This is a genomic window from Burkholderia sp. Bp8963 (assembly GCF_003854275.1).
Taxonomy (GTDB): Bacteria; Pseudomonadota; Gammaproteobacteria; order Burkholderiales; family Burkholderiaceae; genus Burkholderia.
On sequence record NZ_QTQP01000026.1, the window covers coordinates 98,079 to 114,315 of the forward strand.

Sequence of the window (16,237 nt, forward strand, 5' to 3'; positions counted from 1 at the left end):
GAAAGCGGGCATCGCGTCGCGCGATGGCAGCCGCCGATTGACGGATCCCCGCCCGACGAATCCCCGCCCGCTCACTCCGCCAGCAGCTTCAACCCCGCCGGCAGCGACTCACCGAACACGCGCACCGTATCGGCCGCATCGAGCTCGATGACCTCGCGCACCATGCCGATCCACGTCGCCGGCGCATTGGCCGCCACGAGCCGCCGGATTACCGCGTCGCGCGTGTCGGGCGGCAGGTCGCGCGAGCGGTCGCCCGTCATTCGCGCGATCTGCGCGACCGCGAACGCAGCCGGCTCAACCTGCTTCCAGTCGAGCGCAAACAGCGCATCGAGCCAGCCGCCGGCAACCTCAGCCGGCACGACGCCGTGCGCGCTGCCGTAGAACGGCCGGCGCGCGCCGATGCGCCCGAGCGCCCATGCGCCGAGCGCGCGTTCCGCCGGCTTCTGCAGCAGCGCAATCAGCCGCCCGGCGAGTTCGATCTTGCGCTCGACCGGCAGCCGCTCGAGCGATGCGGACAGCCGCGTCATGTCCGCCGGGCCGACCTTGTCGGGATCGAACGGCAGCTTGCGCCGCTTGCCGTCGGCGGGTTCGAGAAATGCGATCGCGTCGCGCACCTGCCCTTGCGCATCGTCGTCGAGCCCGCCCGCCGCGCGCCGCCACAGCGTCCACCACTCGGACCACACCTGCGCGTCGTTCACGTACTGGATCCCGTCGTCGAACAGCGGCCACAGCTGCTCGATGCGCCACCCGTCGAGCGGATGCCCGAACCCCGGCCGCACGCAATAGCCGGCGAGATTCAGCCACGCGCGTTCGTGATCGGCCGAGCGCCGGCGCCGCCGTGCGCGCGCGAGCAGCGCGTCGAACAGCTCGCGCGCGAGCGCGACATCCCACTCGTCACGCGGGCCGAGCAACTGCTCGAGCTGCGCGCGCAGCCGGCGCGTGTCCTTCGGCGTGACGTCCGATGCGCGGCTGCCGAACGAGCGGTCGATCAGCTCGATCGCCTGATCGAGCCGCGGATGGCGCACCGGCGCGTCAGAGTCACCCTCGGTGGCCGCGTCGCCGCGCAGCTGGAATTCGAGCCGCCAGCGCTGCGCCGCATCGCCGGTCGCGATGCAGTGCATCTCGAGCGTGCCGACTTCGGTCAGCGACGCCGTCAGCTTCACGGGCGTCTCGCGCGCGCCGCGCGCATCCTGGCGTTCGACGACCGTCGCGATCGGCGGCAGGCGGACGAAATCGCCGTCGCCGAGCGTGACGAGGTCGCCGGGCCGGTAGGCGGTGTCGGCCACTGTCGATACGAGGTGGAAGCGCACCGGTGACCCAAGCTGCAGCGCGAACGTGCGCTCGTCGAGCCGGATCTCGTGCCCCTCTTCGGTGCCGCGCGGCAGCAGGCATACGCCACGCTCCTCGGAACCGCCGTCGTCGAGCACGAGGAAATAGCTGCGCGCCGAGCCGCCGCCGATGCGCGGCGCATGGCCCGCGCGCGCGAGACCGTACGCGACCGCGCCGCGCGCAACTGCGATGTCTGGCTGGTCGTTGTGCAGCACGTTGAGCGGCTGGCCGCGCCACGCGCCGAGCGTCTGCGCGAGACGGCCGGCGAGCACGCCCGCACGGAACACGCCGCCGTTGAGCAGCAGCGTGTCGGGCAGCGGGCCTTCCGCGTGCCGCGCGAGAAACGCCGCGACGTGCCGCGTCACGGCCGCGTCGCTCGCGTACGGCAGCCCGAATTCGACGATCGCGCTGCGCGCGCGGCGCGGCAGGTCGTCGGCCGCGACCTGCGGGAAGAAACCGTCGACGACGATCTGCTCGACTTCCTGCCGCGTCAGCTCCGCCGAGCGCGCGCCGCCGACGAGCCGGCTGCCCGCGCCGAGCAGCGTGACCGTGACCGCGTCGGGTGCGTCGTCGCCGAGCAGGCGCTCCTTCGCCGCGCGGCAACGCTCGACGAGCTGCGACAGGCTCGCGGCCGACAGCCGCGCGCCGAGCTCGGTCAGGCGCGGCTCGACGAGCCGCGCGAGCGCGAGGTCCATGTTGTCGCCGCCGAGCATCAGGTGATTGCCAACGCCGATCCGCGTCAGCGCGGGCTCGCCGCCGTCGCCGAGCGCGACGTCGACGAGCGTGAGGTCGGTCGTGCCGCCGCCGACGTCGCAGATCAGCACGCGCCGCGCGCCGGCGAGCGTGTCGCGCAGCGACGCGCGGTGGCGGTACAGCCAGTCGTAGAACGCGGCCTGCGGCTCTTCGAGCAGGCGCAGCGCGGGCAGGCGCGCGAGACGCGCGGCCTCGACGGTCAACGCGCGCGCACCGTCGTCGAACGATGCGGGCACGGTGAGGATCACGTCCTGCTCGGCAAGCGGCGCATCCGGGAAATGCGCGTCCCATGCATCGCGCACGTGCGCGAGATAGCTCGCGCTCGCGTCGACCGGCGACACCTTCGCGACGCCGTCGGCCGCGCCCCATGGCAGGATCGGCGCGAGCCGGTCGACCGACGCGTGCGACAGCCAGCTTTTCGCGCTCGTGACGAGCCGGCCCGGCACCTGCGCGCCGAGCGTGCGCGCGAACCGGCCGATCACGGCTGGCGGCGCGTTGGCCGAGTTGGCCGCATTGGCCGCGGCGGCCACGCCAGCCGCGCTGGCTGCGGCAGCCGGTTGCCACGGCAGCCGCAGCGCGTCCGGCGGCAGCTCGCCCGCCGCCGGGTGATAGCGCACCGACGGCAGCAGCGGCTGCGCGCCGATCGCGCCGGGCCCGACGAGCTGCTCGACATCGAACACGCGAATCGCGTCGGAGCCCGCTTCGACGTACGCGACGACCGTGTTGCTCGTGCCGAGGTCGATGCCGACCGTATAGCGCTTCATCGCGCTCAGGCGGCGCCGCGCACGTCGAACTCGACCTTCCAGCGCTCGTCGGTGCCGCTCGGGATCGCCTCGAGTTCGAGCGTGCCGGCCTCGGTCACGCGCGCATGCAGCTTCACGGGCACGATCTCGCCGACCGTGCGGCCGTCTGCCGGCAACGTCGCCTGGATCTCCTCGAGTTCCTGAAGCTCCTCCGGCGACCAGTAGTCGAGCAGCGTGCCGACCTGGTCCTGGCGGCGCACCGACGAACCGAAGAACCGGAAGTGCACGGGCTCGCCGACGACGAGGCCGAACTCCTGCGGCGGCAGCGCCGCGCTCGTGCCTTCCTCCATCCCGAACGGCGCGACGCACAGCGCCTGCACCGGCGGTTCGAGCCCCGGCACCGCGGGCATCGCCGATTCGACCGCGACGTAGTACGCGCGCGCCGTGCCGCCGCGGATCCGCACGCCACGACCGCGCTTTACGTAGCCGTAGTACGCGGCGCCGCGCGCGACCGCGAGGTCGAGATCCGCGCCGTCGAGCAGGCGCGCCGGCGCCGCGCCCTCGGCCGCGAGCCAGCCATTCAGCGTGTCGAGCATGCGCTGCGTCAGCAGCGACGACTTGAACACGCCGCCATTGAACAGCACCGCGGTCGGGTGCAGGAACGTCGCGCCTGCCGGCAGCGTGCGCTGCACGCCTTCCAGCGAGTCGAGCGCCGCGACCTGGCGGCCGAGGAACGCCGCGAGGTGGCGCGTGATGCCCGCATCCTGCGCATACGGCAGGCCGAGCTGCGTGAGGCCGACGCGCGCGCGGCTGATCGGGCGCGCAGCCGCGTCGGTCTGCGGGAAGAAGCCTTCGAGGATCGTCTGCGTGAGTTCCGCACGGGTCAGCTCGGTGCGGATCGAACCGCCGATCAGCTTCGAGCCGCGGCTCGGCACGACGAGCGGCACCGCGTCGACGGACGGGTCGGACAGCAGCGTTTCCTTCGCTGCGCGGCATGCGTAAGTCAGCGCGCGCAGCTGCCACGGATCGGCCTGCGTGCCCTGCTGCGCGAGCTTGCGCGCGACGACGTGCGCGAGCGCGAGGTCCATGTTGTCGCCGCCGAGCAGGATGTGCTCGCCGACCGCGACGCGATGCAGTTCGAGATTGCCGTCGCGCTCGACCACCGCGATCAGCGACAGGTCGGTCGTGCCGCCGCCGACGTCGACGCACAGGATCAGATCGCCAACCTGCACCTGCTTGCGCCAGCCGCCCTCGCTCTTCTGGATCCAGCTGTAGAGCGCGGCCTGCGGCTCTTCGAGCAGCGTCATCCGCGAATAGCCGGCGGCGCGTGCGGCCTCGGCCGTCAGCTCGCGCGCGGCCGGGTCGAACGACGCGGGGATCGTGACCGTCACGTCCTGGTCGGCGAACGGCGCGTCCGGGTGCGCGTGATCCCACGCTTCGCGCAGGTGCGTCAGGTAGCGGATCGAGCTTTCGAGCGGCGACACGCGCGACACCTCGGGCGGAGCGTCGCCCGGCAGGATCGCCGCGCGGCGGTCGACGCCCGGATGGCACAGCCAGCTCTTCGCGCTCGACACGAGGCGGATCGGCGTGCCGGCGCCGCGGCTGCGCGCCATCTCGCCGACCGCGAAATTGCGCGACGCGGTCCACGGCAGCGTCAGGTCGCCCTGCGTCAGCTCGCTTTCATGCGGCAGGTAAAGAAACGACGGCAGCAGGTCGCGCGACTCGAGCGCGCCGGGCGCGGTCAGCTGCGCGATCGGCAGCACCTGCTGCGCGATCGTCTCGCCGTCGCTGGCTGCCGTGTCGACATACGACAGCGCGCAGTGGGTCGTGCCAAGGTCGATACCGATCGAATAACGGGAATCGCTCACAGTTCCACCTCCGCCGGCGCGACTACGGATGCATCGTGGCTGCCGGTCAGCTTCGGCAGGCGTACGTCGGCGACCCGCCAGCCGCGATGGCTGACGGTGCCGGTGAACGGCGCCGCGCCGACCACGTTGCCGGTCACGCGCACGGCCGTCGCGTCGAAGCCGGCCGGCAGCGTCACGCGGCTGCCTTCGGCCTCGTCGCGCACCGGGACGATCGTGAAGTGCTCGCGCAGCGCCGCGCGGCAGCCGTCGTGCACGAGGCGCGCGGCCGCGCCGATGTCGGCGTCACCGTAGCCGGCGATGTCTTCCTCGACGAAGTCGATGAAGCGCGCATCGCGCTGCAGCAGGCCGAGCAGCTGCAGCGCGGCCTGCGGGCTCGCTTCGCGCAGCTCGGGCGCGGCGGCCTTCACGGGCGCTGCGGCCGGGGCCGGGGCAGGCGCCGGTGCGGGCGCGGCGGCAGGCGCCGGCTGCACGGGAACGGGCGCGCCATCGCGTACGCGCAGCACGCCGGCGGCGAACTCGCGATTGCCGAGCACGGAGAAGAACGTGCCGACGGCAAGCGACAGCCGGCCGAAGAAGGACAGGTTGGATTCGGGCATGTGGCTTGGACTCCTGTGGGCTCGCAACGCGGCGAGCAAGCTTGTTTGGGCGGCAGGCTCCGGGCGCGCGGACCACGCGCAGCGCCGGCCTCGCCTGCCATTCCGGCCCCCTCGCGGGAGCGCAAAACCCGTATTTTGCCCTGTGGCGGCCGACCGGTGCGGAAGTTGGGGGACAGAACAGCTTGCCGCGGCGAAAAATGTGTTCCCCGAACACTGCGGAGATGCGTCGGGGCTTAGTCTTACTGTGTCAATAAATTCATGCCATTATAGGAACTTCTTCATCCATGACGTGAGGAATGATGGACTGGGAGACGTCATTCGAGGCGTATCTGGAACATTTGTGTGAAGCGCTTGGGCATAGCGACCGCGAGTCAGGATTGAGAGGCTATTGCCAAGGGCTGATGCTGCCAATTCGGCGCAAGAGCGTCGAGCCGCTGGCGGCACATCTGGAACCGGAGCACGTGAGCGCGCGGCACCAGTCACTGCATCATTTCGTGGCGAAGTCGGAATGGTCCGATACGGCGCTGCTCGAGCAGGTGCGGCGCTGGGTGCTGCCGCACATGGACCCGGCTGGCGGGTTGTACTGGATCATTGACGACACGGGATTTCCCAAGAAGGGTAAGCATTCGGTTGGCGTGGCACGGCAATACTGCGGTCAACTGGGCAAGCAGGACAACTGCCAGGTTGCGGTGAGCCTGTCGGTGGCGACGGAAGACGCGAGCCTACCGGTGTCGTATCGACTGTATCTGCCGCGTGAATGGAGCGACGATCCCGTGCGACGACAGAAAGCCGGCGTGCCCGAGGAAATCGAGTTTGCAACCAAACCAGAGATTGCGACCGGGCAGTTGCGCGAAGCACGGCAAAGCGGCGCGCCCGACGGTATCGTGTTGGCCGATGCGGGCTATGGAGACGACACCTCGTTTCGGGAGACCGTCAGCGAGCTCGGGCTGCAGTATGCGGTGGGCATTCGCTCGAACACGCGCGTATGGGCGCCGGGCACGGCTCCTCTACCGCCCGAGCCCGCCGCGGGGAAATCGGGCCGGCCACGCAGCTTGTTACGGCGCGCACCGGGACATGAGCCGATCGGAGTCAAGGATCTGGCCTCGACGCTCGATGCCTCGCGCTATCGCAACGTGATATGGCGCGAAGGTACGTGCGCCGCGCTCAGTTCGCGCTTTGCTGCCGTGCGCGTGCGTGCTTCACACCGAGATTACTGGCGCTCCACCCTGCGAGATGAGGAATGGCTGCTGATCGAATGGCCCGAAGGTGATGCGGAGCCCCTCAAATACTGGCTTTCGACTTTACCCCCAGACACGACGCTCGAACGACTGGTTCATGTCGCCAAGATGCGCTGGCGTATCGAGCGGGACTATCAGGATCTCAAGCAGGAGTTCGGCCTGGGACACTTCGAAGGACGTGGCTGGCGTGGATTCCATCACCATGCATCGTTGTGTATTGCTGCCTATGGATTTCTTGTTGCTCAACGCCTCATTCAAGGCGACAGTAAAAAAAACTCCGCGATCCGCGACCCATTTGCCTTACCCTCGGATTACGTGCCACGCGGGTCCCCAGCGCGCACAGCGCCACGTGGCTGATTCCATCACCACGCTGCGCTGGCGTATCGCTGCATACATCGCGCGCCGGCTCGAGCGATGTCCGTTTTGTTCAGCATCCAATGCTGATTTATTGACACAGTAAGATTAGCAATCCGTAGCGAAATCCGACGCATGCTGCAGCGCGACGCAACCCCGATGCACCCGTGACGCACGGGACGGCTCGCGACCGGTTCTGGCCATTCGGCGGACTGGTCGCGGCCATCGCAGACGGGCAGAATCGAATCATCCGAACAAACCTGACGGCACCTGAAATGTTCGACGGAAAAACCCTGATGGGAGGCGTGATGCCCGATCCAGCCGCATCTTTGCGCCAGCACGCATCCGCGATTCGCGAGATCGTGTCGGCGCATCACTTTACGAATCCGCGTGTCGTGGACTACGACGACCCCGACTATGATCTGACGCTCCTGCTCGAGCCGGTCGGCGACGTGACGCTCTTCGACATGGGCGGCGTGATGGCCGACATCGAAGAGAAGCTCGCGCTGAAGGCGTTCGTCGTGACGGACGCCTGCTTCGATGCCACGGTGAAGCGCCGCAACTACCGCCCGCCGACAAGTCCGTTGCCGGAAAGCGAATGAGGGCTGGCGTCGACCTTTGCCATGACATCCGGTTCTCGATCGAATGCATCGCGCTGCACCTTGGAACGCTGGTGATATGCGGGTTTGCCTGCTTCAGGCAGAAAGAGCGGGACGCTGCGTGCTACCGGATCTTGATCATCGGCGAAGCCGCCAAGAGCCTGATCGCGCGTCACCGCGAGGGCATCGAACAGTCGTCGACCGGAGAATACGATCTGCTTGCCAACCTGACACAGGCGGCGAGGATGCGCGACATGATGATCCACCGCTTTTGGGACACGGATTACGATGTCGTGATTTTGACAATCCGCGACAATCTACCCGAGCTCAAGGACTCCATCCATCGTCTCGGCGCGACGCTCGCGCGGTGCTGACCGAGCGGCCGGCCTCCAACGAGGCCGGCCGCCCCACACCCCTAGCGCAACCGGATGACCGTCGACTTCAGCTCCGTATATTTCTCCAGCGCGTGCAGCGACTTGTCACGGCCGTTGCCCGACTGCTTGTAGCCGCCGAACGGGAAGCTCATGTCGTCGCCGCCGTCGCCATAGCAATTCACCCACACGGTCCCGGCCCGCAGCCGCCGCGCGACCTCGTGCGCCGTCGTCAGATCGCCTGACCACACCGCCGCCGCAAGCCCGTATTCGGTGTCGTTCGCGATCCGCACCGCTTCGTCGATGTCGTCGAACGCGATCACCGACAGCACGGGCCCGAAGATTTCCTCGCGGGCCACCTTCGCGTCCGGCGCGACCTCGAACACAGTCGGCTCGACGTAGAAGCCACCGGTTTCCTCCCGGACCCGCGCGCCGCCCGTCACGAGCCTGCCCTCCTCACGTCCCGCTTCGATATACCCCATCACGCGGTCGAGCTGGATGCGATCGACGATCGCCCCCATCGTCACCGACGGATCGAGCGGATGCCCGGGCGCATACGTACGCGCGGCCGCAACCAGCTTCTCGATGAACGCGTCCTTGATGCCGCGATGCACGAGCAGCCGCGAGCCCGCCGTACACACCTCGCCCATGTTGAAGAAAATCGCGTCGGCGGCCGCCTTCGCCGCGCGATCGAGATCGGCGCAATCGGGCAGCACGATGTTCGGCGACTTGCCGCCCAGCTCGAGCCATACGCGCTTCAGGTTCGATTGCGCGGCGCACGCCATGATCTGCTGCCCGGTGCGCGTCGAGCCCGTGAACGCGATGCAGTCGACATCGCGATGCAGCGCGAGCAGCCTGCCCGGCTCGGCACCGCCCGGCACGACGTTGAACACGCCGGGCGGCACGCCCGCGTCGTGCGCGAGCCGCGCGACCCGCAGCGCGGTCAGCGGCGATTTTTCCGACGGCTTGAGGATCACGCTGTTGCCGGCGGCAAGCGCCGGCGCGAATTTCCACGCGGCCATCAGCAGCGGGAAATTCCACGGCACCACCGCGACGACGACGCCGACCGGCTCGCGCGTCACGAGCCCGACCAGATGCCGATCGGCCGGCGCGACTTCGCCGCCGGTCTTGTCGATCGCCTCCGCATACCATTCGACGCAGTGCGCGGCGGCCGGAATGTCGATCGCCGTCGTGTCAGCGATCGGCTTGCCCGCATCGAGCGTCTCGAGCAGCGCCAGCTCGTCGCGGTGCTCGCGCATCAGCGCGGCCCAGCGCTGCAGCACGGCCTTGCGAGCGCGCGGGTTCATGCCGGCCCACACGCCGGCATCGAACGCGCGACGGGCGGCTGCCACCGCCGCGTCCACATCGGCCTCGTCGCAATCGGCGACCGGTGCGAGCACGCGGCCGTCGATCGGGCTCACGCACGCGAAGGTCCGCTCGTTTCGCGCGCCGCACGGCGCACCGTCGATAAAGGCGCGCCCGTCGATTTCGAGCGACGCGGCGCCGGCCTGCCAATCTGCAAACGTTCTGTCGTTCATCAGGATTCCTTCAAGACGTGTCGTATCACGACGCTGCGGTGACCGGATCCATCGGCGTCAGCGTGCCTGCGCGCGCCTCGATCGCCTCGCCCGCGGCGAGGCACAGCGCCTCCTGGAAGCGTCCGGCAACGAGCTGCACGCCCGTCGGCACGCCGTCGCACACGCCGGTCGGCACCGACAGCCCCGGCAACCCGAGCAGCGCGGTCGCGAGCAGCGGCCCCTGCATGTCGAGGATGTGACGCACCGCAGCGTCGCCGTGCTGGTCCGCGTCGATCGCGAACGGCTGCGCGCCCGACACGGGCATCAGCAGCAGCGGATAGCGCTCGAAGAACTGCTGCCAGTCCCGCAGCAATCCGGTCCGCCGCGCGAGACCGTCAATGTAGCCGGCCATGTCGAGCGGCGCGGCCAGGCGGCGCTGGCTCGCGAACGCAGTCTGGATCGTGGCGTCGCCGTGCTGCATGATCACGTCGCCGAGCCCGCTGCACGCTTCATTGGTCACGAGGTCCAGCCACAGCGCGCAAGCCTCGTCGAACCGCGGCGGCACCGCTTCCTCGACGATGCAGCCCGCGTCTTCGAGCCAGCGCGCGGCCTGCCGGATCGCGTCGACGACGACCGCGTTGGCACGGACGCCCGGCAGTTCCGTGCACACCGCGACGCGCGTGGGGAACGGCGCGGCATGGCCTACCGGCGCGACCGGCATCCACCATGCGTCGCGCGCGTCGCCGCCCGCCATCGCGCCCAGCGCGATCCGCAGGTCGCCGACCGTACGCGCGAGCGGCCCCTGCACCGACGCGAGCTGTACCGCGAGCGTCCGGTCCTTCGCCTGCGTCGGGTTGTACGCGGGCACGCGCCCGCTGCTCGGCCGCAGCCCCGCGACGCCGCACGCATAGGCCGGATAGCGGATCGAGCCGCCGAGATCGTTGCCGTGCGCGATCGCGCCGATCCCGGCGGCGACCGCCGCCGCCGCGCCGCCGCTCGAACCGCCCGGCGTCAGCAGCGGATTCCACGGATTCGCGGTGCGGCCATGCAGGTCGTTGTCGGTGAACCAGCGATACGAAAACGCCGGCGCATTGCTGCGCCCGATCACGACCGCGCCGGCCTTGCGCAGGTTCGCGACGACGGGGCTGTCGTCGTGCGCGAGCAGACCTCTGAACGCGGTCACGCCGTTCGTCGTCGCGCACCCAGCCGTGTCGACGTTGATCTTCACCGTCACCGGCACGCCGTGCAGCGGGCCGGCCGGCTCGCCACGCGCGAGCGCCGCGTCGGCTTCTTCGGCTTCCCGCAATGCGCTGTCGGCGAGCACGTCGACGATCGCGTTGATCGCAGGGTTCACCTGCTCGAGCCGCTGCAGGCAGCTCCGTGTGAGTTCCGTCGACGACACGTCGCGCCGCACGACGCGCTCGACCATTTCTACCGCGCTCAGCCGCCACAATTCCTGGGTCATGGGTTGTTCCTCATGGGTTGCTTCTCATTGATCTCGATGATTGACTTGCCGGGCCGAACCGACGTGCTACGCGTGCGATGGCGCGGCCTGCGGCGCATGCGACGCGTAGATCTTGCGGCACGCTTCGACGACTTCCCACGTGCCGCGAAAGCCCGGCGGAATCACGAAGCGATCGCCGGCGCGCAGCACGCGCTCGTTGCCGTCGCTGTCGCGCACGATCGCGACGCCGCTCAGCATTTCGCAGTATTCCGATTCGTCGTATTCGATGGTCCAGCGGCCGGGCGTGCATTCCCAGATGCCGCAGTTGAACTGTCCGCACGGGCTGATGTAGTGACGCGTGAGCGTCTGCAGCGGATTGCCGGCCAGCAGCAGCCCGCGCGGCACGCGGCTCTGGGTCAGCTCCGCCGGGTCCTCCATCAGGTCGACGAGATTCGTGATGTCCGTCATGTACGCCTCCAGCGTATGCAAGGTTCAATGTGATTCGGGTATCGCGCGGCCCGGGCACCCGGCCCGCACGGGTTCAACGCGCATCCATCAGCCGGTACCACGCCATCGCGAGCGTCAGCATCGGCGTGCGCAGCAGCGGCCCGCCCGGGAAATCGCGATGGCGGATCCTGCCGAACAGGTCGAAGCGGCCGGCCTGCGCATCGATCGCTTCCGCGATCAGCCGGCCCGCGAGCCCGGTCACGTTCACGCCGTGGCCGGAGAACCCTTGCGCGAAGTACACGGTCGGCTCGAGCCGGCCGAAATGCGGCGCGCGGTTCATCGTCGAATCGATGACGCCGCCCCATGCATGGTCGATCCGCGCGTCCGCGAGTTGCGGAAACGTCTTCAGCATGTCGCGCCGCATCGCGGCGGCGAGATCGCGCGGCGTGCGCGTCGAGCTGCCCGCCTTGCCGCCCCACAGCATCCGGCCGTCCTTCGACAGCCGGAAGTAGTCGAGCGCCGCGTTGCTGTCGCAGATCGCCGCGCCGGCCGGCATCGTGCCGGCCGCGCGCGCGTCGCCGAGCGGCTCGGTCGCGATCAGGAACGTCGTCACCGGCATGATCTTGCGTGCGAGCGATGGCGCGAGCCGGCCGAGATACGCGTTGCCGGCGAGCACGACATAGCGCGCATCGACATGCCCGCGCGCACACGCCACCTGATGACCGAGTGCGGTCTTGCGGATCGCGTGCGCACGCGTGTCCTCGTGGATCTTCACGCCCGCTTCGCGCGCCGCGCGCGCGACGCCGAGCGTGTAGTTGAGCGGATGCAGATGGCCGCTGCCCGCGTGGTAGAGACCGCCAAGGTAGCGGTCCGACGCGACGAAGCGGTGCATGTCCTGATGCTCGACGTACTCGTACCCGCGATAGCCGAAGCGCGACGCGGCCGTATCGCGCCACGCGCGCAGCGCGTCGACGTGGCGCGGCTTGTTCGCGGCGGTCAGGTAGCCGAACGTCAGGTCGCAGTCGATCCCGTGCGTGGCCACCCGCTCCCGGACGATGTCGACCGACTCGAGCCCCATCGCCCACACGCGCCGCACGTCCTCCTCGGGCATGTACGCCGAGAACGTATCGATGTCGCATGCATAGCCGGCGATCAGCTGGCCGCCGTTGCGGCCGCTCGCGCCCCAGCCGATCTTCGATGCCTCGACGAGCACGACCGACTGGCCGCGTTGCGCGAGCTCGAGCGCGGCGGACAGGCCCGTGAGCCCGCCGCCGATCACGCAGACGTCGGCGGAAACCGCCGCGTCGAGCGGCGGGTGATACGTGTGGTCGTTCGCGGTCGACGCGTAGTACGACGGAACATGTGGCTGGTTTTCGAACTTGAGCATGGTTAGGACTCGCGAGCGGCGCCGGTCCGGTTTTCACGGCCTGACACCCACATCGCATCAGAACGAGTAGATGAGTTGTGTCGCAAGCAGGTCGTTCGACTTCGCATACGACCCGTCGTGACGCAGGAAGACCTTGTTGTTCGCCCAGTCGTGGCGATACTCGACCTTCACCGTGACTTGCTGCGTCGGATAGAACAGCAGATCGAACGCAGCGGCCTGCCGGGTCGCCCCCTTGCATTCGAAGCCGACGCCGCCATTCGCTTTCGACATCGCGAGGCAGTCGGCGTCGATGCCGAAGCCGTTGAACGGATCCATCCCGTTGCCGTTCAGGCCGATCGACGAACCGCCGCCGCCGTTCTTGCGGTTGACGAGCAGGTCGTAGCGCAGCGTCGCGCCCATGCGCCCGACCACCGGCAGGTTGAACTTGCGATGTGCGAGCAGCGACAGCCCGAACCACTGCGCGAGCCCGCCGTTGAACGCGCCATGCTGCTGCTGGCCGTAGTCGAATTCCGCGTTGTACTGCGTGTCGGCGAGCGTATAGGTCGCGTCCGCTTCGCCGAAGAAGAATGCGCCGTACGCGCTCGGCGCATTGCCGCCGACGCCGTACCGGACGCTGCCGGTCGCCGGATCGATCGCGCTCGGCAGCGTCTGGCGGCCGATGCTCACCGATCCGCCGATATCGAGCGCGCTGCCGTGCAGATAGTCGACGCGCGCGGTGAAGGTCGGCACCTTGTTGCTCGTCGAGATCGGATCGCCGAACGCATTCACGCCGGTCTGCGTGACCGCGCCCGCGGAGCGGAACTGCTCGTTGCCGACGAAGAACTTCCACGCCCAGTGGCCGTCCGCGCTCTGGTAGTTGATGCCCGCGCCGATCGACGAGCCCGGATCGGAGAAGTCGTACAGCAGGTTGTGCGTCAGCGTGAGCATCTGGCTCGACTGCTGGTACTCGAAGCCGCCGAAGCCCGTCACGAGCCCGCCGACGAACGAGGTCGTGCCCGACAGCGGCACCGTGACGACCGCCGTGTTCACGATGTCGAGGCCACTCGCGCCGCTCCCCGTCATCATCGACAGGCCCGCGCCGCGATTCGGCATCAGCGTGATTTCCGCGGACGGCGCGGTCGGGCCGACGCCGAAGGTCTTCCTGATGTCGAGGAACACGTCGCCGAACGTGCTGTTGTAGTACGTGTATGCGTTCTCGTGGTTCACGAACTGGAACGACGACGTGCCGGCGCCGCGGTTATACAGGTAGGTCGGATCGAGATAGCCCGTAATCGACAGCCCTGCGATCGGGCCCGTGCGGGCCGCGTCGGTCAGCGCATCGACCTTCAGCTGCTGGTTCGCGACCTGCTGCTTCATCTCGGTGAGATCGTCGTTGGTCAGCACCGCCTGCGCCTGGCCGTAGCCCGGCGCAGACGGATCGGCAGCGGCGGCGGCCGGCACGCCGCCCGTGACCACGCTCGCCTGCGCGGTGACGGTCGCGCCCGGCTTCGCGGCCAGCTGCGCCTGCAGCGCCTTCATCTGCTTCTGCAGCGCGGCGACCTGCGCCTGCAGCGCGTTGATCTGCTCGCCGGTCGGGCTCGCCGCGGCCAAAGCGGGCAGCGTTCCGGCCACCAGCGCGCAGAGGAACCTCTTCTTCATGGAAAGTCTCCTGGTCGTTCGTCACGTCTTGTCGTTTTGTCACTTCGAGGGTTGCGGTGCGGGGTCGGGCCGAACGGCCGGGTTCGCACGGTGCGCATGCGCAGGCACGGTGGTGGCGGCGGCCGATTCAGCGGCCAATTCATCGACCGAATCGGACGATGCGAGCCACGCGCGCACGTCGCGCGCCTGCCGGCGCTCGCGGGCCAGCATCACGCGGTTCACCACGACGACGCCGATCGTCACGACGGTGATGAACATCGTTGCGAGTGCATTCATTTCAGGATTGAGGCCGAGACGCACGCGCGAGAACACGACGAGCGGCAGCGTGGTCGAGCCGGGGCCGGACAGAAACGCGGACAGGATCACGTCGTCGATCGACACTGTGAACGCGAGCAGCCAGCCCGATACGAGTGCCTGCGCGATCAGCGGCAGCGTGATCACGAAGAACACCTTCCACGGCTTTGCGCCGAGATCGAGCGCCGCTTCCTCGATCGAGCGGTCGAGCTCCTTCACGCGCGACTGCACGATCACCGCGACGAACGACAGGCACAGCATCACGTGGCCGATCCAGATCGTCGGCAAGCCACGCCCCGCGGGCCAGCCGAACAGCTGCTGCATCGCGACGAACAGGAGCAGCAGCGAGATCCCCTGGATCACTTCGGGAATCACGAGCGGCGCGTTGATCATCGCCGCATAGAACGTGAGGCCGCGAAAGCGCCCCATGCGGGCGAGCACGAAGCCGGCCCAGGTGCCGATCGCGACCGACGCGGTCGCGGTCAGCAGCGCGATCTTCAGCGACAGCCATGCGGCCGTCAGCAGCTCGTCGTCGTGCAGCAGCGCGCCGTACCAGCGCAGCGAGAAGCCCGACCACACCGTCACGAGTTTCGATGCGTTGAACGAGTACACGACGAGGCTGATGATCGGGATGTACAGGAACAGGAAACCCGCGGTCAGCACGGATGCGGACAGGATGCGATTCGCCCGGGTCATTTGCGGCCCTCCGCGTCGGTCTGGTAGTGATGGAGCGCCGCCATCGGCACAAGCAGCAGCAACACCATCGTCACCGTCACCGCGGACGCCATCGGCCAGTCCATGTTGTTGAAGAACTCGTCCCACATCACGCGGCCGAGCATCAGTGTGTTCGCGCCGCCTAGCAGCTCAGGGATCACGTATTCGCCAACCGCCGGGATGAACACCAGCAGGCTGCCCGCGATGATCCCGTTCTTCGACAGCGGCAGCGTGATGCGCCAGAACGCGGACCACGGCGTCGCGCCGAGGTCGTACGCGGCTTCGAGCAGCGTCAGGTCCATCTTCACGAGATGCGCGTAGAGCGGCATCACCATGAACGGCAGGTACGAATAGACCATCCCGATGTAGACGCCCGTGTCGGTGTGGTAGAGCCGCAGCGGCGCCGCGATCAGGCCGAGCGCCGACAACGCGTGGTTCAGCAGGCCGTCGTCCTTCATGATGCCGACCCACGCGTACACGCGGATCAGGAACGACGTCCAGAACGGCAGCATCACGCCCATCATCAGCAGGTTGCGGCGCGCCGGCGCCGAGCGCGCGATGAAGTACGCGATCGGATAGCCGAACAGCAGGCACAGCAGCGTCGAGCGCGACGCCATCTTCAGCGAGCTGACATAGGTGTTCAGGTAGAGGTCGTCGCTCAGCAGCAGCGCGTAGTGCTTCAGCGACAGCACGACCTGCACCATGCCGGCCTCCACCCTCGCCAGCGGCGTATACGGAGGAATGCCAAGCATCTGGTCGGCGAAGCTGATCTTCAGCACCAGCACGAACGGCAGCGCGAAGAAGACCGTCAGCCACATGAACGGCACGCCGATCGCGACGCTGCGGCCGGATGGCAGGAAGCGCGACAGCGACGCGAAGCGGCTTGCGCGCGCGCGGGCCGCGGTCGCGGCCACGGCGCCGGTCGATACTGACGTGGGTGGCGTG

The 16,237-nt window shown here is 68.6% G+C and carries 13 protein-coding genes; 3 read left to right on the top strand and 10 right to left on the bottom strand.

All coding sequences use genetic code 11. The annotated features are described in order from the left end of the window. Positions 1 to 71: 71 nt before the first annotated feature. From DID96_RS21895 to DID96_RS21905, 3 genes are read right to left on the bottom strand one after another with little or no spacing between them, the layout of a single operon-like run. Positions 72 to 2,846, bottom strand: coding sequence for an Hsp70 family protein (locus DID96_RS21895; RefSeq protein WP_124601355.1), 2,775 nt, complete (start codon positions 2,844 to 2,846; stop codon positions 72 to 74). Between the two features lie 5 nt (positions 2,847 to 2,851). After that, positions 2,852 to 4,693, bottom strand: a complete 1,842-nt coding sequence (locus DID96_RS21900) for an Hsp70 family protein (protein ID WP_124601356.1) — start codon at positions 4,691 to 4,693, stop codon at positions 2,852 to 2,854. After that, on the bottom strand, positions 4,690 to 5,289 hold the full coding sequence (locus DID96_RS21905; RefSeq protein ID WP_124601357.1) for a DUF2760 domain-containing protein: 600 nt from the start codon (positions 5,287 to 5,289) through the stop codon (positions 4,690 to 4,692). Before DID96_RS21905 ends, DID96_RS21900 begins: the two co-directional genes overlap by 4 nt. 299 nt (positions 5,290 to 5,588) lie before the next feature. On the opposite strand from DID96_RS21905, the gene DID96_RS21910 reads away from it, so the two are divergent. From DID96_RS21910 to DID96_RS21920, 3 genes are all read left to right on the top strand, one after another. Next, positions 5,589 to 6,884 (top strand): IS701 family transposase, encoded by a 1,296-nt coding sequence (locus tag DID96_RS21910; protein WP_124601370.1) that lies wholly within the window; start codon positions 5,589 to 5,591, stop codon positions 6,882 to 6,884. 164 nt (positions 6,885 to 7,048) lie between these two features. Beyond that, positions 7,049 to 7,483, top strand: a complete 435-nt coding sequence (locus DID96_RS39005) for a hypothetical protein (protein WP_260463971.1) — start codon at positions 7,049 to 7,051, stop codon at positions 7,481 to 7,483. Next, entirely contained in the window at positions 7,480 to 7,854 is a 375-nt protein-coding gene (locus DID96_RS21920; RefSeq protein WP_124601358.1) for a DUF86 domain-containing protein, read from the top strand. Before DID96_RS39005 ends, DID96_RS21920 begins: the two co-directional genes overlap by 4 nt. Before the next feature lie 41 nt (positions 7,855 to 7,895). Here the strand turns inward: DID96_RS21920 and DID96_RS21925 are convergent, their stop codons facing one another. The 7 genes from DID96_RS21925 to DID96_RS21955 all read right to left on the bottom strand — a co-directional run. Further along, the gene (locus DID96_RS21925; RefSeq protein WP_124601359.1) at positions 7,896 to 9,389 is read right to left on the bottom strand and encodes an aldehyde dehydrogenase; all 1,494 of its coding nucleotides are present in this window, start codon (positions 9,387 to 9,389) and stop codon (positions 7,896 to 7,898) included. Positions 9,390 to 9,414: 25 nt separating this feature from the next. Next, entirely contained in the window at positions 9,415 to 10,833 is a 1,419-nt protein-coding gene (locus DID96_RS21930; RefSeq protein ID WP_124601360.1) for an amidase family protein, read from the bottom strand. 66 nt (positions 10,834 to 10,899) lie between these two features. Continuing rightward, positions 10,900 to 11,280: a cupin domain-containing protein gene (locus DID96_RS21935; RefSeq protein ID WP_124601361.1), complete on the bottom strand. Its 381-nt coding sequence runs from the start codon at positions 11,278 to 11,280 to the stop codon at positions 10,900 to 10,902. Between the two features lie 73 nt (positions 11,281 to 11,353). Then, on the bottom strand, positions 11,354 to 12,646 hold the full coding sequence (locus DID96_RS21940) for an FAD-binding oxidoreductase (RefSeq protein WP_124601362.1): 1,293 nt from the start codon (positions 12,644 to 12,646) through the stop codon (positions 11,354 to 11,356). 57 nt (positions 12,647 to 12,703) lie between these two features. Continuing rightward, positions 12,704 to 14,284 (bottom strand): DUF3138 family protein, encoded by a 1,581-nt coding sequence (locus DID96_RS21945; protein ID WP_124601363.1) that lies wholly within the window; start codon positions 14,282 to 14,284, stop codon positions 12,704 to 12,706. Positions 14,285 to 14,323: 39 nt separating this feature from the next. Then, a complete protein-coding gene (locus DID96_RS21950; RefSeq protein WP_260463972.1) occupies positions 14,324 to 15,274 on the bottom strand; it encodes an ABC transporter permease subunit in 951 nt (316 codons plus the stop codon). Then, on the bottom strand, positions 15,271 to 16,237 hold a 967-nt coding region (locus DID96_RS21955), incomplete at its 5' end, for an ABC transporter permease subunit (protein ID WP_409333800.1). The genes DID96_RS21950 and DID96_RS21955, both read right to left, overlap by 4 nt.

Coding starts and splice junctions, on each gene's coding strand:
- DID96_RS21895 (WP_124601355.1), bottom strand. CDS start 2,846: ATGAAGCGCTATACGGTCGGCATCGACCTCGGCACGAGCAACACGGTC.
- DID96_RS21905 (WP_124601357.1), bottom strand. CDS start 5,289: ATGCCCGAATCCAACCTGTCCTTCTTCGGCCGGCTGTCGCTTGCCGTC.
- DID96_RS21910 (WP_124601370.1), top strand. CDS start 5,589: ATGGACTGGGAGACGTCATTCGAGGCGTATCTGGAACATTTGTGTGAA.
- DID96_RS21920 (WP_124601358.1), top strand. CDS start 7,480: ATGAGGGCTGGCGTCGACCTTTGCCATGACATCCGGTTCTCGATCGAA.
- DID96_RS21925 (WP_124601359.1), bottom strand. CDS start 9,389: ATGAACGACAGAACGTTTGCAGATTGGCAGGCCGGCGCCGCGTCGCTC.
- DID96_RS21930 (WP_124601360.1), bottom strand. CDS start 10,833: ATGACCCAGGAATTGTGGCGGCTGAGCGCGGTAGAAATGGTCGAGCGC.
- DID96_RS21935 (WP_124601361.1), bottom strand. CDS start 11,280: ATGACGGACATCACGAATCTCGTCGACCTGATGGAGGACCCGGCGGAG.
- DID96_RS21940 (WP_124601362.1), bottom strand. CDS start 12,646: ATGCTCAAGTTCGAAAACCAGCCACATGTTCCGTCGTACTACGCGTCG.
- DID96_RS21945 (WP_124601363.1), bottom strand. CDS start 14,284: ATGAAGAAGAGGTTCCTCTGCGCGCTGGTGGCCGGAACGCTGCCCGCT.
- DID96_RS21950 (WP_260463972.1), bottom strand. CDS start 15,274: ATGACCCGGGCGAATCGCATCCTGTCCGCATCCGTGCTGACCGCGGGT.